24 protein-coding genes are annotated in these 26,114 nt (G+C 70.4%); 11 read left to right on the top strand and 13 right to left on the bottom strand.

The window, feature by feature from the left end; all coding sequences use genetic code 11:
* The first annotated feature begins 38 nt into the window (after positions 1–38).
* From AB0M59_RS06065 to AB0M59_RS06045, 5 genes are all read left to right on the top strand, one after another.
* Positions 39–560 carry a hypothetical protein gene (locus AB0M59_RS06065; protein ID WP_364609478.1) on the top strand — a complete coding sequence of 174 codons (522 nt, stop codon included), beginning with the start codon at positions 39–41 and terminating at the stop codon, positions 558–560.
* Between the two features lie 397 nt (positions 561–957).
* A complete protein-coding gene (locus tag AB0M59_RS06060) occupies positions 958–1,446 on the top strand; it encodes a hypothetical protein (RefSeq protein WP_364609475.1) in 489 nt (162 codons plus the stop codon).
* Positions 1,443–2,261, top strand: a complete 819-nt coding sequence (locus AB0M59_RS06055) for a hypothetical protein (protein WP_364609472.1) — start codon at positions 1,443–1,445, stop codon at positions 2,259–2,261. Before AB0M59_RS06060 ends, AB0M59_RS06055 begins: the two co-directional genes overlap by 4 nt.
* Positions 2,262–2,304: 43 nt before the next feature.
* Complete coding sequence (locus AB0M59_RS06050; RefSeq protein WP_364609469.1) at positions 2,305–2,664, top strand: hypothetical protein; 360 nt, start codon at positions 2,305–2,307, stop codon at positions 2,662–2,664.
* A gap of 313 nt (positions 2,665–2,977) precedes the next feature.
* Positions 2,978–3,772, top strand: a complete 795-nt coding sequence (locus AB0M59_RS06045) for a hypothetical protein (RefSeq protein ID WP_364609466.1) — start codon at positions 2,978–2,980, stop codon at positions 3,770–3,772.
* Positions 3,773–3,917: 145 nt separating this feature from the next.
* On the opposite strand, the gene AB0M59_RS06040 is transcribed toward AB0M59_RS06045, so the two are convergent.
* Positions 3,918–4,469 (bottom strand): hypothetical protein, encoded by a 552-nt coding sequence (locus AB0M59_RS06040; RefSeq protein WP_364609463.1) that lies wholly within the window; start codon positions 4,467–4,469, stop codon positions 3,918–3,920.
* Positions 4,470–4,729: 260 nt separating this feature from the next.
* On the bottom strand, positions 4,730–5,635 hold the full coding sequence (locus AB0M59_RS06035) for a hypothetical protein (RefSeq protein WP_364609460.1): 906 nt from the start codon (positions 5,633–5,635) through the stop codon (positions 4,730–4,732).
* A 428-nt stretch (positions 5,636–6,063) separates the two neighbouring features.
* On the opposite strand from AB0M59_RS06035, the gene AB0M59_RS06030 reads away from it, so the two are divergent.
* On the top strand, positions 6,064–6,564 hold the full coding sequence (locus AB0M59_RS06030; protein WP_364609457.1) for a ParB/Srx family N-terminal domain-containing protein: 501 nt from the start codon (positions 6,064–6,066) through the stop codon (positions 6,562–6,564).
* A gap of 502 nt (positions 6,565–7,066) precedes the next feature.
* On the opposite strand, the gene AB0M59_RS06025 is transcribed toward AB0M59_RS06030, so the two are convergent.
* The 10 genes from AB0M59_RS06025 to AB0M59_RS05980 form a co-directional block, all read right to left on the bottom strand.
* On the bottom strand, positions 7,067–7,732 hold the full coding sequence (locus AB0M59_RS06025) for an aminoglycoside phosphotransferase family protein (protein WP_364609454.1): 666 nt from the start codon (positions 7,730–7,732) through the stop codon (positions 7,067–7,069).
* 390 nt (positions 7,733–8,122) lie between these two features.
* Complete coding sequence (locus AB0M59_RS06020) at positions 8,123–9,061, bottom strand: NlpC/P60 family protein (protein WP_364609451.1); 939 nt, start codon at positions 9,059–9,061, stop codon at positions 8,123–8,125.
* Positions 9,062–9,162: 101 nt separating this feature from the next.
* Entirely contained in the window at positions 9,163–9,540 is a 378-nt protein-coding gene (locus AB0M59_RS06015; protein ID WP_364609448.1) for a hypothetical protein, read from the bottom strand.
* A 318-nt stretch (positions 9,541–9,858) separates the two neighbouring features.
* The gene (locus AB0M59_RS06010) at positions 9,859–10,950 is read right to left on the bottom strand and encodes a replication-relaxation family protein (protein ID WP_364609446.1); all 1,092 of its coding nucleotides are present in this window, start codon (positions 10,948–10,950) and stop codon (positions 9,859–9,861) included.
* A gap of 132 nt (positions 10,951–11,082) precedes the next feature.
* A complete protein-coding gene (locus AB0M59_RS06005) occupies positions 11,083–13,557 on the bottom strand; it encodes a DUF87 domain-containing protein (protein WP_364609710.1) in 2,475 nt (824 codons plus the stop codon).
* Positions 13,558–13,677: 120 nt separating this feature from the next.
* Positions 13,678–15,579: a conjugal transfer protein TraC gene (locus AB0M59_RS06000; protein ID WP_364609443.1), complete on the bottom strand. Its 1,902-nt coding sequence runs from the start codon at positions 15,577–15,579 to the stop codon at positions 13,678–13,680.
* Between the two features lie 4 nt (positions 15,580–15,583).
* Positions 15,584–16,852 carry a PrgI family protein gene (locus tag AB0M59_RS05995; RefSeq protein WP_364609440.1) on the bottom strand — a complete coding sequence of 423 codons (1,269 nt, stop codon included), beginning with the start codon at positions 16,850–16,852 and terminating at the stop codon, positions 15,584–15,586.
* Between the two features lie 10 nt (positions 16,853–16,862).
* Positions 16,863–19,124, bottom strand: a complete 2,262-nt coding sequence (locus tag AB0M59_RS05990; protein ID WP_364609437.1) for a hypothetical protein — start codon at positions 19,122–19,124, stop codon at positions 16,863–16,865.
* Between the two features lie 2 nt (positions 19,125–19,126).
* A complete protein-coding gene (locus AB0M59_RS05985) occupies positions 19,127–19,450 on the bottom strand; it encodes a pilin (protein ID WP_364609707.1) in 324 nt (107 codons plus the stop codon).
* Positions 19,451–19,638: 188 nt separating this feature from the next.
* Positions 19,639–20,694, bottom strand: a complete 1,056-nt coding sequence (locus AB0M59_RS05980; protein ID WP_364609434.1) for a sigma-70 family RNA polymerase sigma factor — start codon at positions 20,692–20,694, stop codon at positions 19,639–19,641.
* Between the two features lie 512 nt (positions 20,695–21,206).
* On the opposite strand from AB0M59_RS05980, the gene AB0M59_RS05975 reads away from it, so the two are divergent.
* The 4 genes from AB0M59_RS05975 (at position 21,207) to AB0M59_RS05960 (ending at position 25,108) form a co-directional block, all read left to right on the top strand.
* Positions 21,207–22,277 (top strand): hypothetical protein, encoded by a 1,071-nt coding sequence (locus tag AB0M59_RS05975; protein ID WP_364609431.1) that lies wholly within the window; start codon positions 21,207–21,209, stop codon positions 22,275–22,277.
* Positions 22,278–22,354: 77 nt separating this feature from the next.
* Positions 22,355–23,467 carry a DNA methyltransferase gene (locus tag AB0M59_RS05970; protein WP_364609428.1) on the top strand — a complete coding sequence of 371 codons (1,113 nt, stop codon included), beginning with the start codon at positions 22,355–22,357 and terminating at the stop codon, positions 23,465–23,467.
* A 139-nt stretch (positions 23,468–23,606) separates the two neighbouring features.
* A complete protein-coding gene (locus AB0M59_RS05965; RefSeq protein WP_364609425.1) occupies positions 23,607–24,191 on the top strand; it encodes a VUT family protein in 585 nt (194 codons plus the stop codon).
* Complete coding sequence (locus tag AB0M59_RS05960; RefSeq protein ID WP_364609422.1) at positions 24,188–25,108, top strand: hypothetical protein; 921 nt, start codon at positions 24,188–24,190, stop codon at positions 25,106–25,108. Before AB0M59_RS05965 ends, AB0M59_RS05960 begins: the two co-directional genes overlap by 4 nt.
* Positions 25,109–25,116: 8 nt before the next feature.
* Here the strand turns inward: AB0M59_RS05960 and AB0M59_RS05955 are convergent, their stop codons facing one another.
* Positions 25,117–25,284, bottom strand: a complete 168-nt coding sequence (locus AB0M59_RS05955) for a hypothetical protein (RefSeq protein ID WP_364609419.1) — start codon at positions 25,282–25,284, stop codon at positions 25,117–25,119.
* Here AB0M59_RS05955 and AB0M59_RS05950 point away from each other — a divergent pair.
* The coding region (locus AB0M59_RS05950) for a DNA cytosine methyltransferase (RefSeq protein WP_364609704.1) at positions 25,240–26,114 on the top strand (875 nt) is incomplete at its 3' end. The two genes, AB0M59_RS05955 and AB0M59_RS05950, sit on opposite strands and share 45 nt — an antisense overlap.

The raw sequence follows: 26,114 nt of genomic DNA, 5'->3' as shown, positions 1-26,114 counted from the left end.
CCACCCCACTCACCACGACACGAAAGGGACCGCCCACCATGACCCCCACGGCCGTTACCGCGCTGGCCGACCGGGCCATCACCATGGCCCGCCGCTACTGCGCGGCCGCGCCGCGCGAATTCGCCGAGCGCTACGTCGTCACGTCGCGATGGTCGCGTCGCGCGGCGTCCGCCGCCTCCCTCGCCGCCGCACTCGGGATTCCCGTCGACGCGGTGCTCGTGCGCGACGACCCGCAGCGCCGCTACGGCATCGACACCAGTGTCACCCCGGGCGACCTGTTCGAGGTCACCAGCGACGGCGGGCACCGCTGGCAGTTCATCTCCGACCTGACCGGGTCCAGCCCGGTATGGGGCTGGTTGTTGCTCGGTGAGTGCCCGTACTGCGAGGCGCCGCGAGTGCCCGTCGCGCGAGTCGCCGGCCTCGCCGACCTCGGAGCTCATCTCGACCCCGACGGCGAGCACCTCGGCGACGAGGGCGCACCCGCAGAATTCCACGGCGACCCCGGTCATCGCCGGGACTGCGTCGCCGCACCTCGCCCGCCCGACGTGGAGGCCAGGTGAGCTTCCCCTCCGTACGGAGTTCCATCCCGGGACACCACGGTCGCCGTCATCGACGAACCCGCTGCTATCGCCGAGAACGCCGCCGCCCCTCGGCAACCTCCCGACCTTCGGGTGACCCGATCCCATCGTTCCGATACGAGGAGGCAAACCCCATGCAGGACAGAAAGAAACGTCTGATGTGGACCGTGCTGGCCGTTCTGCTACCCGGACCGTGGACCCCGGTGATTGTGCTGGCCTACCTGCTCGGACGCGCCGTCGACGAGGACCACGATTCCGGCCAGCACCGTGCGGTAGCGCCGAACTGCCCACCTGACCCCTACGCGTGCATACCCGCCCCCGTATCAGCCCTGACTACCGGAAACCCCTACGCGCCGCCACAACCGAGCAGGAGCCGATGATGTCGACCAAGACCGACTTCTACCTCCGGCGCGGCATCAGCGCCGAGTGGCTCGGCTCGGTAGCCCGCGACGCCCACCCGGAGGACCTGCTCGCCGTCCCGCCGGGGCGACTGGCGTTGACCACCACCGACGAGACCACCTACCGCGACGCCGTCAACGACCTGATCACCGTCTGGGCCTGCGAGGACCTGGGCGAGGCCTACCCACGCCGAGGCGGCTGGCCGTGGCCGTGGGCCACCAGCCACCACACGGACTGGATCGTCGCGTTCGACCGGGGCGAGAACGCGGTGTTCCTCACCGTGGGCGGCGGCGTGGCGTGGCACCGGATCAACCCACGCTGCCCGTGCGTGCCCGAGGGCGAGGACCCGCTCGGGCCGCCCGACATCCACGCGTGGCTGGCCGACCCGGCCGCTCCGCCGTCGGTGCCGATGCCGCTGATGCGCGACCCGGCCACCGGACTCCCTACTTCCGCTGGAGCACCGCTATGAGTTGCGCGACTACCCACGACTTCTACCTCGGACGCGGCCCGGACGCCGACTGGGTCGCCTCGATCGACCTCAACCACTGCGCCTGCGCGAGCCTCGCCGTCATCGAGCGAGCGGGCGCCGCGGAGGAGTTCCGCCGGCGAGTCGAGCGTCTCTGCGACACGATCCACCGAGACGAGTCGGGTTACGCCACCAGCCCACCGTCGGCGAGTTGGCCGTGGCTGTGGCCGACCAGCCATGGCACCGACCGCACCTATGCCTTCGACGAGGGCGCCGTCTGGACCTGCCAGCGCGGACAGCGGTGCTCGGCCCGCGCAGGTGCGTACGTCCCGCCCGGACCGGACGAGCCTGTGGTGGTGTTCCCGCCCGGTCGTGACACCTGTGGCTATACCGGGATCGACGCCGCCGACACCACCAGCCGCCGCTACGGGCCGCTGCTGGGCCGAACCCACTGCGACGGGATCGAGGACCTGGGTATGCGGATTCTGGCCGACCTCACCCTGCCGCCGGGCCCGGGAACGCCACCCGAGCTCGCCGCGCTCCAGCGGCGGTTGGCGCCGGATCTGCGGTACGCCGTCACCGCTGACTCCTCGGTGGTGGAGCTGGAGATCGAGGTCCTCGGCTACCGCGACAGCGACCCCGCCGCCGACCTCGCCCGCGACGCCCTGGCCAGCCTGCCTGCCCTCTACGGGTGGACCGACCCCGACGGCGGCCCGCCGCGCTTCGGCGTGCGCGTGCTCATCACCGCCGCCGACCGCCACACCAGCCATCCCGTGCTGGCCGACCGCCACACCAAGGCGGCCCTGACCGTCCGCTGACCCCAGACCATCACTGGCACATCAACCGACCACGGAGGACACCATGACCCACTACGGCCCACGACATGCACCGACCACCGCCGAGGCTGGTGCGACAGCGGACCCGCGCAGCGCGGCCGAGCACTATCGCACCGCCGAGACACTGTTCGCCCGCGCCCGCGAGATGCACTCGGACCTCAGCGGCCGCGCTGTCGCTCAGGACGAGTACCGGCGATGCCTGGACTGGGCCGGAATACATCTGCGTTTCGCCGAGGTCCTCCTCGCCGGCGGCGAGCTCGTCGCCACCCACCTCCGACTCACAGCCGACAATGTCCGGCTCCTCAACGTCCACATCGGATCCGAAGCCCACCAGTGGAACGACCTGATCGCAGCACTGCACGCGACGACGAGGGCCACGTCGTGACACCGCACCGCACGCCACCGGAGCCGCACTGTCCGAGCTGCGACGTCGGCATCGGCCAGGCTCATCGCCAGCCCTGTGACGTGGCGCGCTGTCTGGCTACCGGGCTGCAGCGCCAACCCTTGTGCCGCTGTCCCCGCGACGTCTGGACCGGACGGTGGCCCGGGGAAGCCGAGTGCGAAGAGTTCGGCTGGATGCTCGGCCCCGGAATGCCCGACCTCAACCGCCTGCTGGCCACCGCCACGTGGAACCCGCACACGCACCGCTGGACCCGCCCGGACACGCCACGACCTGACTGCTGAAGGAGAACACGACGATGAGCACACTCAGCACCACACAGGATTCGTCCGCGGCCGGCGACCTCGCGGTCGGTGAGTACTGGATCGAGCTGGTGCCTGCCGTTCGGGGTGAGCCGCACCAGGTCAGCTTTCCCGCGGTGATCGAGCCTTACCGCCACCACGGCCTGTGGGTCCGGCCCCGGCTGCGCCGCGAGGTCGCCGAAGCGATGTGCCGGTGGCTCAACCTGGTGTACCCGGTCGACCCGGACTGGTATCCGCTGGCCCGCCTCGAGGGCGACCTGCTGGTGGTCTTCACCGGGGACGCCGCTCACCACCGTCACGAGATCGGCCCCGACATCGACGGCCGCTACCCACTGGGGGAACTGGGCCGCTGGTTCCTGTCCGGCCCGCCGCGTACCCCCGACCGCGACGCCGATTGGCCTGCGGCGCCGCGCGCCCTTCGCTACCGCCGGGACCCGGGCGAGGCCCTGGTCACCTGCGACCCGGGCACGCCTGCCCGCAGCGCGTTCCCCGCCCGCATCGAGACCCGCGAGGGCACTGCGGGGCGCGTCGCGATGTTCCGGCTCGAGATCGCCGAAGCCGTGGCCGACTACTGCATCCGCGCGAACCAGGAGTTCCCCGACGACTATCCGCTTGCGTACTTCGACGGCGACACCCTCGTTCACGTGCACCAGCACCGCCGCACTTGCGACGGTTACCTGCCCTGGCGCATCGAGGCCATGCCGGACGGCACGTACCGCATCGACGGCGACGAGTGGTCTTTCCGTCCAGTGCACCGAAAATCCGAGGGAATGCCGCACGCCTTCCGGTAACTCCAGGCCGAGGGGTGAGAAGCGGACATGACCGCATCTCGTTGTGTCGACGAACGGAGGGGGGTTCGCCGGCACACCCGCTGTTTTGGCGGGCGGGACGCCTCATCGCCCTCGACCCCGACATCCACACCGCGGTGTCTGCGGATCACCGTCCCAGGTAGGTCGCGACGTCGGTGTCAAGCCACGCGACCACGGAATCGATGTGCTGGCGTCGCAGCCCGCGTCCGGACTCGATGGGAACGATCAGGGTGGGGATGGCGTCGTCGTGGCGTCGCTCCTCGGCCCACCCGTGCTCTTTGCCGCCCAGTTGGTCGTCCAACCAGGCCAGTGGCCGGTCGAGCACCCACCGGCGGATCGGTGCGACCTTGGGAGACCAGCCGAACGCGGGTCCGTGGTTGGGCACCTCGATAACGGGCATCGGCGGCAGGCCGAGATGTGGCGCAATCCAGTCGGCGGCGCAGACGCCCCAGCTCGTCGCCCACGCCAGCTCGGCTCCACGGTCGAGCAGCTCGCCCAACCACGTGCCATGCTCGGGGTTCAGCCACACGGTACCCGCCCTCGGAAGGCCATCGGGGCCGAGTGCGTCAAACTCATACGGTCGGTAGCCCAGTTCGGTAAGCGCCCGATCACCGCCAGCCAGGGCAGGATCAGCAGCCAGCACACCGTCAACATCGACCGCCACGACCGCGCCGCGCATGTCCGCTCCTTCGGCTCACAGATGTCCAACCGGAATGGAACCCGTGCATAGTGTCCCATTCGAACCCGACCCGGTGTATCGCGTAGCCGTTCGATGTACTCGGGGCCGTCAGATGCCGAATTCGACTTTTCTTTGCCCCTGTCGCTCTCTGCTGTGATAGCTCGGGGCTGATTGTTGAAACTCGTCGATCGTGTGTGAGGGCCGCAGCCAACAGGATTGCCAGCTGCGGCCCCATGCGAATGTCGGGTAGCGTGGTGCGGCTACCCGGCGGCTCCGGTGATCGGCGGCACGTCGACCTTGTCCGGATTGATCGCGAACCTCTTCGGTGCCTCGCAGGTCTTGATCGCGTAGCCGTCGGCGACCATCTTCTCCAGGGCGTTGTTGACCGCGCCACCCGAGCGTCCGAGGTTCCTGCCGATTTTGGCGGGCCCGAAGCTGTCGCTTGCGTGCTCGGTCAGGTACTCCTCCACCAGGGCCCGTAACCCGCCCTTGGGCAGCCGATCCTTCTCCGCAGGAGCGGTGTCGGCGGTTGCCGCGCCCGGAGGGGCCGTTTCCGCAGACCGGGTGCTCCCGGTCTCGGACTGTTCGGTCACCAGGGAGACCGGAACGGAGTCGGACGGCGGGCTGGTGGTGTCCGAGGCGACCGTACCGTTTCCGGTGTTCTTGCCGTCGCTGGTCTGCTTGCCGTCGGCGTCTGTGTCCGATGGTAGTGCCTTTGCGGTGGTAACTTCGGTCGAAGGACCGTCGCCCGTATCGGCCTTCGTCTCAGTCCCGTCTTCTTTGGCATTCGTTGTGTCGGTGTCGCTAGCGTGGTTGCCGCTTGCCGTCGCCGTCGCGTCTGTCGGCGTGTCGTCGGCGTCCGGCGCGACGGTGGTGCTGTCGGACTGCGCTAGCGTCCAGGTGTCGGGGATGCGGGGTCCGGCGCCTGCGGTGCGGAGTGCGGTGCCGTCGCGGCCCCAACGGGCCAGGATCTTCGCTGCGGTCGAACGGCCGACCCCGGCCGCCATCGCCAGCGCGGCGGTGGTGGAGCCGGGGTTGTCGGCCAGCGCCGCGCGCATTTTGTCTTCGGTAGTTACCGCGGTCTGCTGGATTACCGCCTGTAGGTGTCGATCGCCGTTGATGGCATCGGTGGCAGCAATGTGGTTCTTGCCGTTCGTGGGGGACATGACGAACTCCATGTGCCTGTCGTGGAATGGGTGGTCATGCCCCGGCCGGGGCGTTGGCCCGCCGGTGCGCATCCGGTCGTTCGGGCTACATGTCTATGAACGCTCCGTCTCTGCCTCCGTGTCAAGTGGTTCGTCGATCGACACCGTCTCCTGTGGACGGTGGTAGCGCACCGATCGAGGAGAATCGGAGGTATTTCAGCGATCACGACAGTGATCGCATGCATCGACATACGAGCGGAGCGTCGCTCGTCGGGTCGATCCGTGGACGATGACACTGGACGCGTCATGCCTTCCCGTCGCGGCCGAGCCGGGGCAGCACAACGGGTAGGTCTCTGAGCGGGCGGGTTGCGGAAACATGTCCGACGGGGCTCAGCTTCTGCTGGCTGCCTCGTGTATTCATTTTTCGCGCGTTGCGGCATGCTCTGTGGATGGACGAACGGCAGAGGGATGAGACCGAGCCGGCCGGGCGGCTGATTTATTGGGTTCATTATGTCTTGGTGCCTATGGGGCAGGTGCCTCGCGAGGTGCCGTGGCATGAGGACTGCATGCGGGACGCGGTAGTTGGTGAGACGTTTCCGGGCGATCGATCTAACGTTGCTGGCGTCCGGGGCTGCTGCTGGTATCACGGCGGGGACTGGGACGCAGTCACCAAGGCAGCGGTCCGGTTGATTGCTCAAGTTAACGCGACCGGCGTCGAGGAGAACTACCGGCTTTGCCAGCAGGTACTTGACGCTGCTCGCGCAGACGGCATGTCCGGATGGCCGTTGCAGGCGCTGAAAAGCCTGGTTAAGGTGCCGATCCTGATTCGTAAGAACGCCAAGTCGCAGTCCGTCATCGACAACGGTCAGCACCGCCTACGAGCCATGCGCGACGCTGGCCTCACTGAAGTCCTCGTTGGTAAACCGCACTGGCGACGAGAGGACCTTTAAAATGTCTTACATACCCGGACATTGATCGACACGTCGATTCTCATCGACGTCGCGCAAGCGCGCGATCGTGCTCAATCAGTGAGAGGCGCAAGCAAGACTGGGAACCTGCACCACGGATCTGTGTGCGGGCCGCGTGGCGCTACGTAGTCGTCGCTCCGGTATCGGTAGTCGCCGACTTGCACGGACCGGTCGAAGGCCGGCGCGTTCACCATTTCTTCCGCCTCCGATGTAGAGGCCCACGTGCCGGATCCTCGACGGCGCGCCGTCGTAGACCAGGTCCCCTGGAAGAAGAGCCTGCCCGTCGAGGACTGGCGGCCCGCCCTGGAACTGGAGTGTGCGGTGCGGGGCAGGGAGATCTCGGCCGCGTCGTAGGCGGCCTTTGTCAAGCCCGGCAGTCGAATCCGCTATCCCCCTTCAGGGGGCCGTTGACTGGCGGAAGGTACTTACTCCGAGGGTGCCCTATTCCTTGGTGGCGTGTTCCAAGCTAGCCACCGGGCGTGGCTTATGGAGTGCGATGTCGCTGCAGGAGGTCGTGTGTCCATGCGGTGTGGCGCCGACGCAGTTCGATCGCCGTGAGGTCACCGCGACCGAGGTCGCGGTAATTCGGGACCCAGTCTTCGACGGCTTCGTGCGACCGGGCGAGCGTCCACAGGTCCCATAAGTGAGGCTCGCGGATCCAGGTCCCGCTGGCTTCCTGGTAGGCGCTGAGGAACACGTCGGCCAGGTGTTCGCTGTGGAGCAGGTAGAGGTCGAAGCGACGCCAGCCGACGTCGTAGCCGGCTGATCCGCGGGCTGCTCCTTCCCAGTCGATGACGCCGGTGAGCGTGCCGTTGTTCCATATCACGTTGCCTGACTGGTAGTCGCCATGTGCCAGCACCAGAGGTGCCGTGGTGATGGTGTTCTCCCATGCGTTGTCGACCATGTGCGCAGCCGGCCCGAAGAGCCGAGCTCGGTATCCCCGACGGTCGAAGACGGTGTCGAGGTTGGCGGCAACGTCGGTGTCTGAGGTGTGAATGTGGGCCAGTGTCTGCCCGAGCTGAACCGCCCAGGGGTGAGGTTCGTCCGGAATGATGTCAGCAGTGCCGGGAAGTCGGCTGATCAACACCCACGATTGAGTCTTTTCGTCCTCGTCACTGCGTGCGAGAAGGCGTGGTGCGATGCCGCCCAAGGTGTCGATTGCGGTGAGGGCGCGTTCCTCGTCGGCTGCCGCTGGGGTCGCCGGCGGTGAACACTCGAAGGACCATATCGCGCCGCGGAGTGGCTATCCGGATCAAGTAAGTCGCGGCGTGGGAACCGCCAGCAAGGGGCCGAACGGAATCGAGAGTTGCCGAAGGTCCGGCCAGCCTAGTTGCCGTCGCGAGTGCAGCGGGTGGTGCGGAGGGCATTGTGGTTGGTGCTTCCTGTCTTGTCGCGGCGGCGGTCCAGTATTGGCAGGGTGGAGTAGCGGTCACGTTAGTAACTGCGGACGGGTCAGTCGTCCCGTCGTAGCTGATCAGCTGGTCACGTCGTGGTCATCTGCAATGGAATCTGGTCAAGCGCGTGGAAGCGAAGACTGGTCTTATGTTGCTGCCTCTGGCGACGGTCGTGTTGCGGCGAAGTAATGCCCGATGGGGTCGATGCGGACGAGGGCGCCGGTGTAGGGGGCGTTGATCATGTGCGTGCTGGAGATCGCGATGCCGACGTGGGTGATCGTGTGCGAGCTTGCACCGAAGAACACCAGGTCACCGGGCAGTAGCGGCGTGCCGGGCGGGAGCAGTGGGCCGGCGTCGTGTTGGGTTTGCGCGGTCCGCGGGATGGTGAGTCCGGCTGCCTGGTAGGCGGCGTGGGTGAGGCCGCTGCAGTCGAATCCACCTTCGGAGTCGCCGTCGCCGCCCCAGACGTAGGGCTTGCCGAGCTGGGCTTGGGCGAAAGCGACCGCGTCCAGCGCGTGTTGGCCGGCCGGGCCGTTGCCGACCGAGGTGCTGCGGTAGTGGGCGGCTTGGGTGAGGACTTTGTCGACGTACCAGTCGGCGTGGTTGTAGGCGAAGATCGCGGCGTGCAGGTCGTGGTCGGCGTTGTTGTCGCAGAGATAGAAGCTGGCCGCGAAGATCGCGTCGTGTTTGTCCCAGGGCGACGGCGGAGCGTGCCCGCCCGGAGGGAGGGGGTGACGGGTGATGACGCTGTCGAAGGTGGGCTGCAGAAATTGCATCGGTCCGCGTGCGCCGGCGGAGTTCTCGGTGTCGGTGGCGATGCCAGGCAGGGTGCTGCGGCCGTGGTCGGACTCGATTTTGCCGATGGCGGCGAGGATGGACCAGTCGAGGCCGGGGCACTGTGTGGCGGCTTGCTGGTAGAGGGCGAGGTAGTCGGCGGGTATGTCGGCTGTCGCGGTCTGGCTGGGGGTGCTGGTGCTGCTGCCGGCGATGACGGTGATCACGCCGACCGCGGTGGCGGCCAGCAGCGTGGGGATCAGCAGGAGCGCGGCGGCCGCGCCGACGGCGATCTTGGCGGACGTGGACATGCGGGATCACTTCCAGGGTGCCGGAAAGTGCTGTATGGCTGTCGAGGAATCGGTGTGCTTTGGCGACCTTCGTCGCGTGATGGATCTCGTTTCGCCGGGCTTCACCGATAGTCGGCGCGGTCGGCGATGTAGGCGGTCCAGTCGCTTTTGGTCAGGTCGGCCCATCGTTCGGCGGTGTTGGTGTGCAGGCCGAGGACGTCGGCGAGGATCGGGAACGGGCAGGTCGCCGGTGAGGGAGACGAGGGCGGCGTTGCGGGCGGTTCCGGCGTTGATGCCCAGGTCGCGGAGCTTGTGGGTGAAGGCGACTTGGCTGGTCGGCCGGGTGTGAGACAGGGGAACAGCCAGCGACTGACCTTGTCCTTCTTGGACAGTCGGGCTGCGGTGCGTGGCGTGTCGGCGAGCTGGGTGAGCAGGTTCGCGAGCTTGGGGGTGGCAGCAGGAGCGGGTGCCGGCGGGTCCGCAGGAATGCCCGGCTTCACCGATGTCGAGTTGGTCGGTGGTGATGTGGCGGATGCGAGAGATCGGCAGGCCGAACAGCAGGAGCAGGGCTGCGGCAGCGCGGGTATCCAGGGTGATGGTGTTGTCGTTAGCCGTTGGAGAACAGCTGGGTGACGACGCGGCGACCTGGGCGCCGATGAGCAGGAGGATGACGAGGACGAGGGCGGCGGTACCGGCCCAGAGCTTTCTTTCCATGGGTGGATCGCGCTGCTTCCGTAGGCACAGAAAGAGAAGCCGAAAAGGCAAGCCCTGGGTGAGAGGGGCGGCGGTATGTGCGAGAAGGCGGCTGCTGCCTCGCTTCAGGTCGCACCGCGGGCGACGCGGTTGGGCATGGCCGGCGGCGGGATCGAGCTGGGCGGCGGCAGCCGATATGGCGAAGCCACGGCGGCCTCGCCGACCTCGTCCTCGTCGGCGAGCGACGTGGGGTCTGCAGGCGGGGCCAGGCCGGGCCAGGCGTCGGGGAGGTCGACCAGGCGGTAGCGCGGGCCGGCGCGATCGGCGCGGGCCGAGGTCAAGGGCAGCCACACCGCGCCGGCCGGGCTGGGATGCGGGACGGTCGGGTTGAGCAGGTCCGCCGCGGCGGTGGCCACCGGCACCGCGGCCGGGTTGTCGAGGTCGGTGTGAACCCGGGCCAGGGCGCTGCGGGCGCCGGCTTCGCGGCGGGTTGTGGGCAGCCACACCAGTACCGGGGTGGCGATGCCGGTGGCTTCGGCCAGCCGTGCGTAGCCGTGCAGCTTGCGGCCGACCTTGGTCAAGGATTCGGTGCCGGTGTCGAATTCCAGGAACCACTCCACCTCACGCACTGCCTTGTCTCGGCCGGCGCGCCAGCGGCCGTAGCCGTCGGGGATGGTGAGGTCGCCGAAATGCCGCGCACAGCGGGATTCCGACCACCACGTCACCAGCGTCTCCGCGGTGGCGGCGGGGGCGTAGCGGGTGCGAGCGATCAGCGAGGTGAAGAAGTCGTTGACGCCGACGGTGTGGGTGAGGCGCTGATTGTGGGCGATGCCCATGGCGCGGTCGTGCCGATAGCCGAGTTCCTTGACCTCGAGGCCGTGTTCGGCGGCGAGCACGGCCGCGCCGGCCGGGCCGAGGACGTAATGCATGGGTGCGGATCCGAGCTGCTGGAAGGGTTGGAACCGCGACACCGCGCGCCACAAGTAGAGGTCGCGCAGCCGCTGGCGGGTCGAGCGGTCGGAGGGGAACGCGGCGTCCTGGATTTGGTTGGTGGTCAGGACTCGGTGCTCGTGCAACAGTGCCAGCAGCCACTTGTCGCGGACGGTGAGGCGGGCAGCGAGCACGGCTTGGTGCTCGACCGAGCCGGCGGCGCGGGCGGTGTGGCGGCCGGGCAGGTGGCCGCGCAGGGTGTGCTGGCGGGTGGTGGTCGTGATCACGAGCGGCTCCTGTCGAGGAGTTGTGAACAGAGTGTGGATAAGTCCTGTGGGTAGCTCGAACTCAGCCCGGCGTGGAAGGGGCGGCGGGCTGTGTCCTGTTGCGCCGGGGTGGACTGTCACCCGGTGCGGTGCTCAGGGGCGGGTACGACGCGGGTCGGTCTTGGGTGGACGGGTCGGCGGCACCCGCCTGCCGCCCGGCGCAGAATGTGGCGCGGCTGCTGTGCTGATGTGAGTTGCGGTGGCGGCGTCACTGCTGTGCGCGCGGCGCCGGGCACGCAGCGCCGCCCGGATTTCCCGCGCCCGCCCGGGAATCGGGTCGGGCAGGGGAGTGGTGGTCATGGTGAACGGTTCGGTTTCGTCGCCGCCCACGACGAGCCGGGTGGCGGTGTGGTAGACGCCGAGGTGGGACAGGTCGTGTTCCGACAGCCGCGGGGCGGTGTGGCGCGCGAGTTCGCGGGCGTCCTCGGGGGAAGCGGAGAAGAAGATTTTGTTGCGGGCGTTGGTGGAGATCCCTTCCTTGAGTTCGCGGGGGAGCTGGCCGAGGTGCTGGTGGGCCAGGGTCATGCCCACCCGGAAACCGCGAGCTTCGGCGAGCATGTCCTCCATCGGGTAGGGCAGGTTGAGGAAGTTGTGGCACTCGTCGATCACCAGGGACGCGTCGGGGCGCAGGCGCTGCGGGACCCGGGCTCGGGCGGTGGTGGCCTGCCACGTGCGGGCCACGACGAGCGACCCGACGAGACGGGTGGTTTCCTCGCCGAGGGACCCTTTCGGGATGCGGACCAGGCAGATTCCGCCCTCGTTGAGGACGTCGGCCATGTCGACGGTGGAGCGTCCGCCGGCGATGGCGGCTTTGACGAAGGGCCGCAGCAGGAATGCGCGGAGTTTGTTCATCAGCGGGGAGATGACCTGGGAGCGGGAGCTGTCGGTGAGCTCGTCGTACCACTCCCAGAACCCGGTGAGGATCGGGTCGGTGAGACCGGCGGTGATCCGGGACCGGAACGCTTCGCTGGTCAGCAGCTTGGGCAGGTCGGCGAGCGTGGGTACGCCTTCCTGAGCGCGCAGGGTGAGGCAGGCGGCGCGCATGAGGTCGTCGGTGCGCGGGCCCCAGAACGCGGAGTAGACCCGCCGGAAGACGGAGACGAGGTTGTCGACCTCGCGGTCGGTGTCGCCGCCCTCGAGGACGTTCAGGCACGGTGGCCGGTGCAGGGAATCGGCGTCGAAGAGGACGACCCGCTCGGCCGCGGCAGCGGGGAGCCGGTTGAGGGTGTCGGTGACGAGGTCACCTTTCGGGTCGATGAGCACCAGGCCGCGGCCGGCGTCGATGTCGTCGAGGATGAGGTTGCCCAGCAGCGTCGACTTGCCCGAGCCCGTCGCGCCGATGACGTGCAGGTGATGACGGGCATCGGCCACCCGCAGACCGACCAGACGGGCGTGGCCGGAGTCGGCCTGTCCGAGGGGTTTGACGTCCGGACCGGGCGTGGCGACACCGGGTGGCGGGGCGACGGCTTTCGCGCCGGCGCGTTCGACGCCAGGGATCTCGGCGTCGACGGGCAGGTGCGCGAGTGCTGCGAGTTCTGGTACCGAGAGCAGGTCGCCGCGGTCGAGGCGCCGCGCGGCGAGGGCGTGGGCGGAGCGAGGGAGACGGGTGCGGGTGTAGTGGTTGTGGTCGGTGTAGGCGGCGAACGCGGCCGCCAGCGCGTGGGCTCGGCCGCGCGCGGCGGCGCGGGCCTGGCGGACGAACTCGTCGGCGGTGTCGGCGGGCAGGTCGGTGGCGACGGCGTAGCGCACCAGGGTCTCGTACTGGGAGCCGCGCTGTTTGATCACGATGGCCTTGTTCTGGGCGGAGTACTCCAGCGACAGCTGAGGGTCTTGGCTGATGCGCCGCGCGTCGGCGGTCCGGCCCGAGCGGGTCGCGTGCGCGCCGGGGGTGATCAGGTCGAGGATCCGGCCGCGCAGCTGGTGGGAGGTGCGGTGGTGCACGCGGCGGGCGGCGCGGCGGGCGTGGGCGACGCGGCGGCCGGTGACGGGGCGGGCGAGGATCTGCACGCAGGCGCGCTCGTCGGGGCCGAGCCCCACCGGGGCGCCGAGCAGCCCGCGGATCGGATCGGCGTCGAACCCGGTCCGGATCGGTAGGGCCTCGGATCGTGCCAGCCGGAGTTGCCCGCCGATGGTGATGCGTCGGCGCCCGGCCGGCAGGTCGGGGAACGGTGAGGTGGCGGCGGTGGTGCGGGTGTGCGAGCCGGGCCACGCCGCCTCGATGGCGCGTTCGACCAGGCTGGGCGGGATGACACCGGGGACCCAGAACTGCACGGTGACGCCGTGCTCCCCGAAGACGTACTCCAGCGCCAGATGTGGCTGTCCGGCCCACCAGCGCCGCCACGTGGGCCGTAGCAGACCGACGAGGTTGGACCAGACCGCGGCCCCGCCGGCCGGGTCGACGGTGGGTGGGGCGAGGACGGTGATCCGGCGAGCATCGGCCAGCAGCGCCCGGTGCCGGCGCGCGAGCCACCTGCGGCGGCCCATCCTCCAGCCGAGCAGGGCGAGCGCCACAGCGGGCACGACGACTGGCCCCCAGGCCAGCGCCCACTCGCGCACCGTGGCGAACACCGCGGTTGCAGCGTCTCCGGGGCCGGGCAGGTAGTCGCTTACCCAGCCTCGGGGACACAGACTGCCGGTGGGTTGTGCGGGCACGACGAACCTTCTTCCGGGTAGCAGTACGGGGTTTCCTCATGCCGGGTCGAGCTCGACCTGACCGAGGCCGTCGAACTCCGGGCTGTCGAGGTCCGCGTCGGCGGATCCGAGGTCGATGGAGGCGTCGGCGAGGCCGCCGTCGGTGGGCGCCGGGGTCTCGGTGGTGAACCGGGCGAGTTCGGCGGGGTCGGTGGTGATCAGGAAGTTCTCTGTCGGCGAGGCGAGTGACTGGAACGCCACCCGATGCGCGCCGGCGACCAGCAGCCCTTGGCCGCGGTTGGCCGAGAGCAGGAACTGCCGTTCCCCGGCGGAGAGGTCGAACGCCGCGGCGACCTCGTCGATCGCCTGCGGGGCTTGGCGCATCAGGATCTGGGTGGCGCTGTTGGCGACGATGGCCTTGCCGAGCTCGGTGCCGAGCACGTCGGGCGGATCCTGGCTGGCGAAGGTCAAGCCGCACCAGCGTTTCCGCAACGCTTTGCCCATCCGGTACAGGTAGCGGCCGCCCTCGGGTTGCTGCATGAGCAGCCACGCCTCGTCGACGACCACCAGCCGGGGCCGCCGGTGCGCTGGGTCCGACACGCGCCGCCAGACCGCGTCCAGCACCAGCAGCGTCCCGATCGCCCGCAGTTCGTCGGGCAGATCGCGCAGGGAGAACACCACCAGGTGCCCGTCGGGGGTGGTGGAGGTGGGGCCGTCGAACGGGTCGCTGAAGGCGCCGTCGACGAACGGGTGCAACCGTGCCGCGAGATCGGCCGCGATCGGGTCGCCGTGGTCGCCGGTGGCGGCGAGGACATCGCGCAGGTCCCGCAGCAGCGGAGCGGGGCGGGTCCAGGTGCGCGGGTCGGCGGTGATCCCGGCTCGGCCGTAGGCGGCGGTGATGGCGGTGTCGAGCACCGTCCGCTCGCCCGGCGTGACGGCGACGCCGAACAGGACGGTGAGGACGGTGTGCAGGAACAGGCTGCGCCGCCGCAGCGCGTCCGGTGCCGCGGTGCGGCGGCCGGTCGGGTCGGTGTGGATGGGCAGGTCGAAGGGGTTCAGCCGGACGCCGTGGGCGCCGAGGTGCAGGTAGGTGCCGCCGACCTGGGCGGCGAGGCGGGCGTACTCGTCCTCGGGGTCGATGACGAACGCCTGCACACCGGCATAGAGGCTGCGCAGGGTCTCGAGCTTGACCAGGTAGCTCTTGCCGGATCCGGAGCGGCCGAGGACGACGGAGTTGTAGTTGTCGCAGGCGAAGCGGTCCCAGTGCACCAGCCCTTGCGAGCCGACGTTGTAGCCGTAGAGCACTCCCGACGGCGTGGCGGTGGTCGGGTCGGTGCAGGGCAGGTCGGGGGAGGTGAACGGGTAGGACGCGGCGACGGCGGGGGTGTCGAAGGTTCGGGTCAGGCCGAGGGAGTCCAGGCCGAGGGGCAGAGTGGAGACCCAGCCTTGCAGGGCCCGGTAGGTGGCGGGTTTGGCGTCCAGCAGCAGCGACGCGCACAGCGACCGCAGCGCCGACACCTCCTCCGCCAAGGACTCTTCGTCGGGGGCGTGCACGGTGAGGTAGAGCCCGAAGCGGAACAGGCGGCCGTCGCCGCGGGCGATGCGGCGGGACAGGTCGGCTGCGTCGTCGGCGGCGGCGTCGAGGTCGGGGTCGTCGAGCCGGTCGTGGCGGGCGTTGTGCCGGCGGGACGATTCGAGTTTGGCGCGCTGTTTGCGCAGGCCGGTGGCGGCGGTGGCCGGGTCGATGGGCTGGATGTGCACGGAGACGTCGAGGCGGGCCGGGTAGGTCAGCAGCGGCGCGAGCCACCCGGGATACACCTCCAGCGGATAGCCGGTGATCCCGAAGGAGGCGACGAACTCGTTGCCGACCTCCAGGTGCCGGGCGCTCACCGATAGCGAGTCCGGGGTGAACGCACTCGCGGACCCGCTGCGGGTGCGGTGGCGTGTGGTGCGAGCCATGGGGCTACCTGCTCTCGATCTCGTCGTCATAGTCGAAGTCGTCGTCGTCCGGCAGCCACGGACCCGACCGTGCCGACGAAGACATGCGCGTCCCCGGCCGTGAATGCGATGCGCTTTCCTCGTCGGTCGGAGCAGTGCTTCGGACGAGAGTCTGCGGTTCCCGGCGGCGTTCGGGCGGGGACTCGGTGTCGGTGTCAGGGCCATAGAGGTCGGTGAAGGTGGTCGTGCTGGTGACGACGTCGTCGGCGGCGGCCAGCTGCGCCGAGGGCGGCAGGAAGGTGTCGGGGTTGCAGGCCGAGGCCAGCACCGCGGTGGCGGCCGCGGCGTCGAGCGGGGTCACCACGATCCCGGCCGGCGAGAACAGCTCGGTGGCCTCGTCCAGGCGGCGCACCAGCCGCTGCTCGCCCGCGTGCCGTACCCGCTCATCCACCGGTGCGGGGTCGCGGCGACGGCGCAGCAGCGTGCTGGATGCAGCCGGTTCGGGTGTGGTGCGCAGTGGCTCGCGCAGCACCAGCAGGACCTGCCGGCGCAGCAGCTCGGCCTGGGCGGACAGCTGGGCGAGGTAGTCGGCGTGATCGAGCGCGGCGGCCTCGAGCGCGGGATGCGGCAGCCCGCCGGCCCGGTCCTGTAGCTGCGCGATCTGCGGGGCGAGGTCGAGCCGTTCGGCGCGGATGAGGATCTGCACCGGGGCGTTGAGGCTGTGCAGGTAGCGGGCGAAGGAGGCGACCAAGGCTTCCTGCTCACCGGGTGTCTGGAGGGAGAAGTTCACGGTGCTGCACGCGGCGATGACCGCGAGCCCGTCGTCGCCGAGGTCGATGACTCCAGCCCTTGCCCCGGTGTCGGCCACGCCGCTGGCCGGCAATTCCAGCGGCGCCGGGGACACTGGCTCCAGGCCCGGGGAAACCGGTGGCCGCCCCCGGCGTCGGGTGCGTGGCGCCGGTTGCTGGACGGTCAGCCAGGTCGGAGCCGCACGCACTCCGTCCGGGGCGGCGACGCGGTGGCGGGGGGCCAGGCGCTGGCGAATCGCGGCGAGGACGAGCTGGTCCAGCGGGAGCCCGTCTCGCTGCCCGAGCGCCAGCACGGTGACCATGATCCCGACCGGCAGCGCGAGGACCAGAAACACCGGCAACGGCACGATCGCGCGGGTCAGCGAGTAGAGCGCGGCCAGCAGCAATCCGGCCACGCCGAGGATCGCCAGCTGTCGCGCGGTGAGCGGCCCGAGCACGCGGTCGGGCCGCTCGACGTCGGCGGGAACACGGACGGAACTCGTCATGAGCGGAGCCTCATTTCTTCTTCGGGACCGGGCCGCGGCGCGGCCGCTTCGGCAGATCGAGGGGCAGTGGCAGCTGCACTCCGGGACGCGGCGTCGGCGTGACTGTCGGCGGCGGCGTGGCGTCAGGTGCCGGTGTCGGTTTGGGTTGGCGGCGCACGCCCAGCGGCAGCGGGTACTGGCCCGAGGTGAGTGGCCGGTTGCCGGTGTAGGCGTCGCGAGGACGGCGGCGCGGGGCACGGGCGGCCCGGTTGATCTGCCCGGACGGAGTGATCAGCCCAGGCCCGCTCTGCCGAGCCGGCGACGGGGGAGGGGCGTCGGCGAGGGTGCGCCGGGCCGGTCGGGCCGGGGCCGGTCGCAGGTGGATCGGCAGCATCCCGGTTCCTGGTGCGATCAGCGCGTTCGGCAGCGTGGTGGGCGGGCGGGCATTGCGGTTGACCCGCCCGTCGGTGGTGAGGAGCCCGGGCTGGCGCACCGGCGGAGCCGGTGCGCGGTCGGCGAGGTCGTCGGCCAGCGACCGCCGACCGACGCGATCGGGATCACGGCGGGTGGTGATCGGCAGACCGAGCTGCTGACGCGGCAGCGCGTTCGGAAGGTGCTCCGGGGTCAGGGCGCGCGGGTTCGGTGCCACCCGGCGCGCGTCGCCGGCACCGCTGGTGGTGAACAGAGAGAGCTGCCCCGGGCCGGGGTGGCGGTCGGTGAGTGGTTCGACCGGTGCGAGGTCGCCCAGCCGCGGCGACCGCGGCGCGGCCGGGTGGGTGCGGCGGACCCGTATCGGGAGCATGAACTGGCCGGTGCGGGTCGAGGGCGGCTCTGTCGGCAGAGCTCCGCCTCGGCCCGTGCTGCCGCGCCCGCGACGCGCGGAGCCGCGCCCGCCGCCGAGGGCGGCGGTGGCGCCGCTGAGCAGGCCCATCGTCTTGTAGGCGATGACGCCGCGCACGACCCGCCCGATGAATGAGGGACGGCCGGAGCGCAGGGGCGCGAGGAACCAGAACGGAATCTTGATCAGGATGTAGAGCAGGGCGATGCACAGCAGCAGGTTCACCAGCGCCGAGGGTGTCGGGCCGAGGACGGTGAACCCGCCGGGGGCGAAGAAGATCTTCACCGTGACCACCAGCGTGAGCGACTGGCCGACCTGGATCGCCAGCACCCCGCCGGCGCCTTTCCACCAGAGGTAGGCGATGCCTTCGGTGTGCGGGAGCGCGTGCAGCATCAGCGCGATCGGGGCGGCGGCGACCAGCAGGATCGTCACGATCACCCGCACGGTGAACACGACCAGCAGCACCAGCAGCAACCCGACCAGCACCAAACCGAGCGCGCCGAGGAACAGGCCGCCGCCCTCCATCGAGCCTTGCACCATGGTGATCAAGCTGCGGGTCATCGCGGCCGGATCGACGCCCTCGCCCAGCACGGCGGCCGACAGGGCGTTGGCGATCTGGATGCCCTTGGTCGCCAGGAACAGCGACAGAGTCCCGGCGAGGAACCCGACGACCAGGCGGGGTGCGAGTTCTTTGACGGTGTAGCGGGCCTGCAGGGTCTGGTAGCTCATGATGATCAGCCCGGCCAGCAGCACCAGCACGCCGTAGGCGGTGAGCAGGATGTGCCACGACCCCGTCCACGCCGCGCCCAGTCCCGGGATCTGGTCCGGTTCCGGGGTGGTCAGCAAGGTTTTGCCGAGCAGGTCCAGCAGCGGGTTCAGCCCGGCGGCTACGACGGCGGCGAACATGGCGCTGGCGGCGACGACCATGCAGCCGGTGAGGTCGGTCAGCCCGCAGCTCGCGGCGTCCCCGGTCCCGTTGGGTATCGGTTGCTGGGGCGGGACGCTCGGGGCGAGGGTCGAGGGTTGCGGGATGCAGTCGGGGCCGTCGCACGGTCCCTCGAGCGAGGGGGCGCAGCCGGGCAGGATCGAGCCGGGAAAACACGAGGGGGCGGGGCCCGGCAGGGTGGTCTCAGGTGGCAGCGGCGTGGCCGGGATGGTCCGGGTCGGACTGCTGCTGGGGAGGTGGCAGGCCGGTTCCGGCGAGCCGGGCGCGCAGTTGGGGTTCGGTGGCAGGGGCAGCGGAGGCTGCTGCTGCGGTGCGGTGTGGGCGGACGAGGTCGCACGGTCGGCGCCGGGAGCGGCTGCCGCGGAGGCCAGGACGCCGAGGAACGTCACCAGCAGAATCCCCGCGACGATGAAGATCTGCCGGCGCGACCGGGTAACCCGCGCGGCCCTCCGGGACGGGTCGCTGGCCGGGCTGAGTATGCGGCGGTTCGGTGAGGTCGGTGCGGGCATGGCTACGGCCCGCCGACGATGGTCTTGAGAATCTCGACCGCGAGCGGCGCGAGCGCGGCCAGGCCGAACCCGATCCCGGCGGCCTTGAACGCATCTTTGGCCTTGTCGACCTCGCCGGGGTTGCCGCCGGCCATCAGGTAGCGCAGGCCGCCGATGGTGAAGAACACCAGGGCGATCCCAGCGAGGATGCCCATGATCCAGTTGCGGATGTTGGTCAGGACCTGATCGACGGTCTGGGCGAGGGCGAGGTAGGTCACCGTCTCCGCGTGTGCCGCTGAGCCGCCCAGCAGTACCAGCGCGGCAGCTGCGGTGAGGCCGAGCAACATCGCCGCGCGGTGGTGTCGCCGCGGCGACGACGCCGGAGTGGCCGGGCACGGACTCGACGTGCGCGGCCGACGGCGGGCAGCGGGCGCCGGGTCTGCCGTGGCCGACTTCTGATGCCCGTCGTGAGGTACCGATGGGCGGGTGGCGAGAGTCCGGCGGCGGGTGGCGCGGACGCGGCGGCGGCCGTGGATCAGTCGCATGACAGCACCTCCCGAGCAGCGCCCGGTCGGGCCGCGCGCCGTCGCGGCGGCGACGGAGCACGCCGGCCGATCCCGCGATCACCGACTCCAGTGCCCGGGGCGTTCGACACCACCGGACGGCGCGATTCCCGGACCGACCTCGGACCCCGATCGGTAACGGTGTGTAGCCGGGAGGAGGGGGGTGACGCCGAAGTGCGTCGCCGGCCGGATGCGTCCGGCGTGGCCTCTGTCCTCAGGTGCGCGGCGAGGCGGGATTCTGCGCGCTGTCGGGTCTTCTTGGCTGCTTCGTAGGTCTGCCCGCGTGCGTGGGCGGCCTCGGCCAGGGACAGTTCGCCGAAGCGGGTCGCGCCGATCAGCGTAGCCTCCTGCGCGGAGATGACGCCGGCATCGACAGCCCCGAGAAGGGCGAGTTCGGGATGCGCGCTCGGTGGGGGTGGCGGGCACGAGCGGAAGCCGGACGCCGGCGCAGCACGTTCGGCCAGCAACTCCTGCATCTGTTCGTCGCTGGGATCGCCGACCGGTGAGGCGGCACGCAGCGTCTCGCGCAGCGCGGCACACCCAGCGCGGTAGGCACTCCAGCGCAATCGGACCAGGATCCTCGGACGGTCGAGGTCGACCGTGGTGAGCTCTTCGAGGAAGCCGGTCATGACCGCGGCTTGGATGTCGTGTGCCTCGCCCTGGGCCGACCGGGACAGTCGCGTGGCGACCTGCACCAGCCATGGCAGTGCCAGCCCGACGCACGCGACCGTCCAGGTTCCGCTGTCGGTGCGGGAGCGGGTGACGAGCGCGGCCCAGGCCGCGTCCCGCAGCGGCTGGGGATTGTCCTTGTTCAGCAGCAGCGATCCGAGCTCGTCCAGCGGCACGAGCCGCGCCGGCAGTCCTGGTATCGGACGGCAGTCGAGGGTGACCGGATGCGGTCCGGTGACCAGCCATTCAAACGCCATGTGGGCCGTGTCGAAGACTCCGGGCTCCGTGATGAACACGGGGGTCCGGCGTAGGAAGAAATCATGGAAGTCGGGTTCGTTGTCCGGTTCTGACGGCGTCATGGTGGAATCTCCTTGGCGTGGAGTGCGACGCCGAAAGGAAGCCACGCGAGGCGCCTCGAAACCGCATCAGAAGCGCCTCAAAGCCGCCTCAAAAGCGCCCCAGGTTGCCGACGGTTAAAGGCTTGAACATGACGTCAAAGGCGTGGCAGCACGTAGTTACCGTGTTCGCGGAGGTGGTCGTGAACCGACTGTGACCTGCGTCGACACCACGTTGAGTCGGTCCGGGGATGAGTGGCGCCTCGAACACAGTCAGTCATTTGCAGCTGAGGTGCGTGTGTCGACGCGGCCAATGGAGAAGTCGTCGAAATTCATCAGGGTAGGCGTGTTGTCATCGGTATGCGCGGCCCTGTTGGTCGGTACTCCACGATCGCAGTTGTATGCGAGCTGGACGGGGACGTTTTTCTTTTTCTGCGATCCGTGTCCCGGCAGGGTCGTTTTTTCGGAACTAGTAGGTGACAGCAGCACGAGCCCGTCGGCACATCCTGGCGGCACCTGGCACCGGAGGCCCATTCATGACCTACCGCCCGCAATCCTCGGACGGCCGTCCCCGCCACCGAGGGGACTCGACCCGCCCACCGCGCCGTCGGCGCGGCGGCGACCTCGCTCCCTACCCCGGCGCCCACAGCACCACCACGGGAGCCGCCGGCACCCGCGCGACCGCGCGCCCGGGGGGCCGGCCGCCCCGCTCGCACCGGCGCACGAGCAGCGGGTCACCGGACCCGATCCCGGCGACCGTGTGGACGTGCGGACCCGATCCGATCGACGCGCACGAGTCGTGGCCGGTACCGATCGTCGAGCGCATCACGAGCGTCTTCACCACCGTCGGCGGGCACGTCGTTCTCGTCGATGCCGGTACCGCCACGCCGGCATCCGCCACCCCAGAAACCCCGGACGCCACAGCGACCGGCGGGGTCATCCCGGCACCGGTGCAGGAGGCGGTCCGTGCACTCGGCCGGACCGTCAACGCTGTCGCCCTGGACACCCGAGCCGATGTCGCGGTGACGTCGTCACGACCGTTCTGGGCCGACCTCGTCGGTGACTCCACCGCGTCCACAGCGGACCCCGCCACAGATGCCGTCGGTGACCCGGCGCTCGGTGGCTGCGGTGCCGTGGATTCGGGGCAGCAACGAGCGGACGTGGTGCTCGTCGCGCTGCCGGCGCAGGTCGTCGAGCGCGTGTCGCTCGACCGGCTCGCACTGCGCGCGGCGGCGGTGGTGCGCCGCGGCGGCATCGTCGCGGTGTACACCCACAGTGACGGGAACGGGGAGCGGCTGCTCGACCCGACCGGCGCGATCGTGGCCGCCGCGCAGCACGCCGATCTGCTCTACCTGCAGCACATCGTGGTGCTGCACACGCCGGTCCGAGCGGGTGGTCTGCATGCGGTGCCGAGCGCGTCGGTGGCCGCCGAGTACGACCGCACCGCGCGCCACGCGACGGTGCGCGGGCTGCCCGCGCCGCACCTGCGTGCCCACGCGGACATCTTGGTTTTCGCGCAGCCGGCCGACCCCACGACAGGGCCCCCGAGCACCCCCGACATCGCCCCGGCTCCCGCCGACGACATCGCCCGCGGAGACCGCCAGTGAACCCGGCGCCGTTCCCCTCGTCCGAGGCGACCCGGCCCGCGCCGGTAGTTCCCGACGCACCGAAAGGCACCCCGCTCATGTCCTCCTCGCACCTCACGCACCCGACGTCGGACACCGGCACTGACGACGCCACGACCGCGGTCGGGGGTGAGGCCACCGTGCCGGTTCCGCGCTGGCTCATCGACGCCCTGGACACCACGCCACGACGTGGCACTGCCGGGGCGGCGGACGCCGCGGCGCCCGTCCCGACCGATCCCACCACCATGGTCGATGTCGCTCGGGCGGACGAGCCGCCATTGTCGGTATGGGTGACCGCGCAGACCTCGCCGGCGGCGCAGCGCAAGGGCCGCTACGTCCCCGACTCCACCGCCCACCCGGCGAAGATGCTCCCCGCCGTGGCCGCGCACGCCATCCGCCACTACACCCGCCCCGGCGACCTCGTCTTCGACCCGATGGCCGGCTCGGGTACCACGTTGGTGGAGGCGATCGATGCGGGGCGCCGCGCGGTCGGGGTGGAGTACGAACCGCACTGGGTCGCCGTCGCCCGCGCGAACCTCGAGCTTGCGCGGGACCGCGGGCACAAGCCGGACGGCGAGATCGTCCAGGGTGACGCGCGGCAGCTGCCGCAGCTGCTGCACGAGCGGTACCGGGGGCAGGTCGCGCTGGTGGTCACCTCGCCGCCGTACGGGCCGGCGACTCACGGGCAGGTCGTCACCGCTGCGACGGACTCGCCGGACGGGAAGGTGCACAAATACCATCACCGCTACGGCAACGCCCTCGACCGTGGGAACCTCGCCAATGTCGGCCACCACCGGCTGCTGGCCGGGTTCACCCGTATCCTCACCGGCTGCGCCGCGTTGCTGCGCCCCGGCGGGCATGTCGCGATCACGGTGCGGCCGTGGCGCGAGCATTCCGAGCTGATCGACCTGCCCTCGCAGATCATCGCCTGCGGCCGCGCCGCCGGCTTGATCCCGGTCGAGCGGTGCGTCGCCCTGCTGGCCCGCGTCGCCGACACCGACCTCGTCGCCCGCGGCAGCTTCTTCCAGCGTGACTTCATCCGCAAGCAGCGCGAGCAGGGTCTGCCGCTGCATCTGGTCGCGCACGAAGACGTCGTCGTCCTGATCAAGCCCCTGGCCCCCGGCGCCCTGCCGACCACGTCGGCAGACCGCGGTCGCGGGGAGCGGGCATGAGTGCCCGCGCCCGCTGCACCGACTGCGGATGGACCGTCCATCACACACGGCCCGACGACGCTCGCCGTGCCGCCCACCGCCACCGTTGCGAGCCTCCCGACCGTCCTGGACGACAAGGCCTCGATGCGGGCAGGCGACCATGACCGAGCTGTCGAACTCCGGCACCGCGCTGGTCCTGCGGGGACGTCAACATCGCGGCTCGCGTGCGCGCAGCTGGACCCGCCGCCCGGCGGCCGGATGGACTTCGGCAGGCTGCTACCTCGCGGCCGTCGTGGGGGCGAACTGGGCCAGCAGCTACCACGTGCTCACGCTGGGAGGCCTGGTCATTCCAGCCGGCGCGTGCATCGCGGGAGCGGCGTTCATCGCCCGCGACGTCGTGCACGAGGCACTCGGTGCGCGGGGCGTGCTCGCGGCGATCGCCGCGGGAACGGTGCTCTCGGCGGCCGTGGCGACACCCCGGGTCGCGCTGGCCAGCGCGACCGCGTTCCTGCTCTCCGAACTCGCCGACTCGTTGCTGTATCGCCGGTGGCGCCCGCACGGCCACGTGCTGGCGATCGCCGGATCGAATCTCGGTGGCCTGATCGTGGACAGCGTCGTGTTCGTGCCGTGCGCGTTCGGGTCGCTGACCCTGCTGCCCGGCCAGCTCGCCGGGAAGGCGCTCACCACCGCGGCGGCCATCGCGCTTGTCCTCGTGGTGTCGCGACGGCGGGAGGCGCGGTCATGAGGACGTTCTATCTCGGTGTCCATCAGCCGGCGTGGCTGGAGCGTGATCTCGGGATTCCGCTGCTGGTGTCGCACCGGCGTCTGGCCGGGCGCCGCACGCTGCCGCGGGCCACGCACGAGTGGGCCGTGGATTCCGGCGGTTTCTCGGAATTGTCGTTGTATGGCCGGTGGCGCAGCGACGCGCACGCCTACGTCGCGGCGGTGCGCCGCTACCGCGATGAGATCGGGAAGCTGGCGTGGGCGGCGCCGCAGGATTGGATGGTCGAGCAAGCAGTTCGCAACCGGACAGGCTTGAGTGTGCGCACGCATCTGCAGCGCACGGTGGGCAACTACTTGCAGCTGCGCGACTTGGCGCCGGAGCTGCCGATCATCCCGGTCATCCAAGGGGACGAGGTCGCCGATTATCACCGCTGCGCGGACTTGTACGAACGTCACGGTGTGGACCTGGCGGCCCTGCCGCTGGTGGGAGTGGGAAGTGTGTGCCGGAGGTCGCACACCGGCGAGGTGGAGCGCATCGTGCGTTCGCTGCACGCCCGCAACTTGACCACCCACTGCTTCGGCGTCAAAACCCAAGGGCTGGCCCGCTACGGCGAGGCGATCGCCTCGAGTGATTCGGCTGCCTGGAGTTTCAGCGGCCGGTATCTGCCGGGGTGTACGCCGAGTCATCGCAACGAGGCCAACTGCCTGCGCTACGCCCTGGCCTGGCGGGCACGACTGCACCGCAAGCTCACCGCCGCCGCCTCCTCTCAGCCTGATCGGCTCGCGCACCCGGCACCCGCGGCGGAAACTGCACGACCGTCCGTACCGGACCGTCCAGGCCACACCCATCCGCACACGCGTCGTCCGCCGTCCCGGGCGAGACGTGGACGTGCAGGCAGGGCGTCGACCGACGCACAACGGCCGGGGGTGCACCGATGAGCGCCCCTTCACGTGATGTGGTCGCGCCTGCTGCCGATGCCGGCGACGCGGTGCGGTTCGTGGCGACCGAGGGCCCGGTGATCGGGTCCGTGTGCACCGGCCTGCTGGGGCTGGATCTCGGTGTCGCCGCCGTGCTCGGTGGCCGGATCGCCTGGGTCAGTGAGGTCGACCCGCACGCCGAGCGAATCCTCGCTGCGCGCTTGCCGGGCGTGGCGAACCTGGGGGATCTGCGGACGGTTGACTTCACCGGCGTGGAGCGGGTGGACGTGCTCACCGCCGGTTTCCCGTGTCAGGACATCTCCGCGGCCGGTCGGCGCGCGGGCATCGAGAAAGGCGCGCGCAGTGGACTGTGGAGCAACGTGCTGGACGCCGTTCGCGTGCTACGACCCGGGCTCGTCGTCGTGGAGAACGTCGCCGCCCTCCGCTGGAAAAACGGCGGACTCGACCGCGTTCTCGGCGGGCTGGCCGAAGCGGGGTATGACGCGGTCTGGCGTTGCGTACGAGCCAGCGACATCGGAGCCGCGCACCGGCGCGAGCGGGTGTTCGTGTGTGCCGTCCCCCAGCCGGGACGGGATGCGGATGATGCCGACGCCGCAGGCCCGCGACGGCGAACCGCGCGGTCCGGTCGATCCGGCGCGGCGGCGAGCGGGCGGGCACCAGGTCAACCTCAACGACGCCGTCGACTCCGTGGTCACCCCGACGCAGCTGCTGCCGACACCGACGGCGGCGGACTCGCGGTCGGCGGCGATCCAGACGGTGCTCAAGCCGGGCCGGCCGATCCCGGCCGGGTGTGTGACGCTGACCGACTCGGTGCAGCTGTTGCCGACGCCGACGGCGTCGGATGCGAAGAACTGCACCCACGTCAGCCACGACGGCGGACCGTCGCTTCCCGACCGGGCACGCGCTCTCACGACACCGGACCTCGCACCAGAGGAAAGGTGTTGCGCGGCAACACAAATTCCGGGGGGGGGGGGGGGGGGGGTAGGTTCTTTGTTTGGCCCGGCGC

The sequence above is a fragment of the Amycolatopsis sp. NPDC051371 genome, from assembly GCF_040682155.1.
GTDB lineage: Bacteria > Actinomycetota > Actinomycetes > Mycobacteriales > Pseudonocardiaceae > Amycolatopsis.
This window is presented reverse-complemented; position numbering and strand designations above follow the sequence as displayed.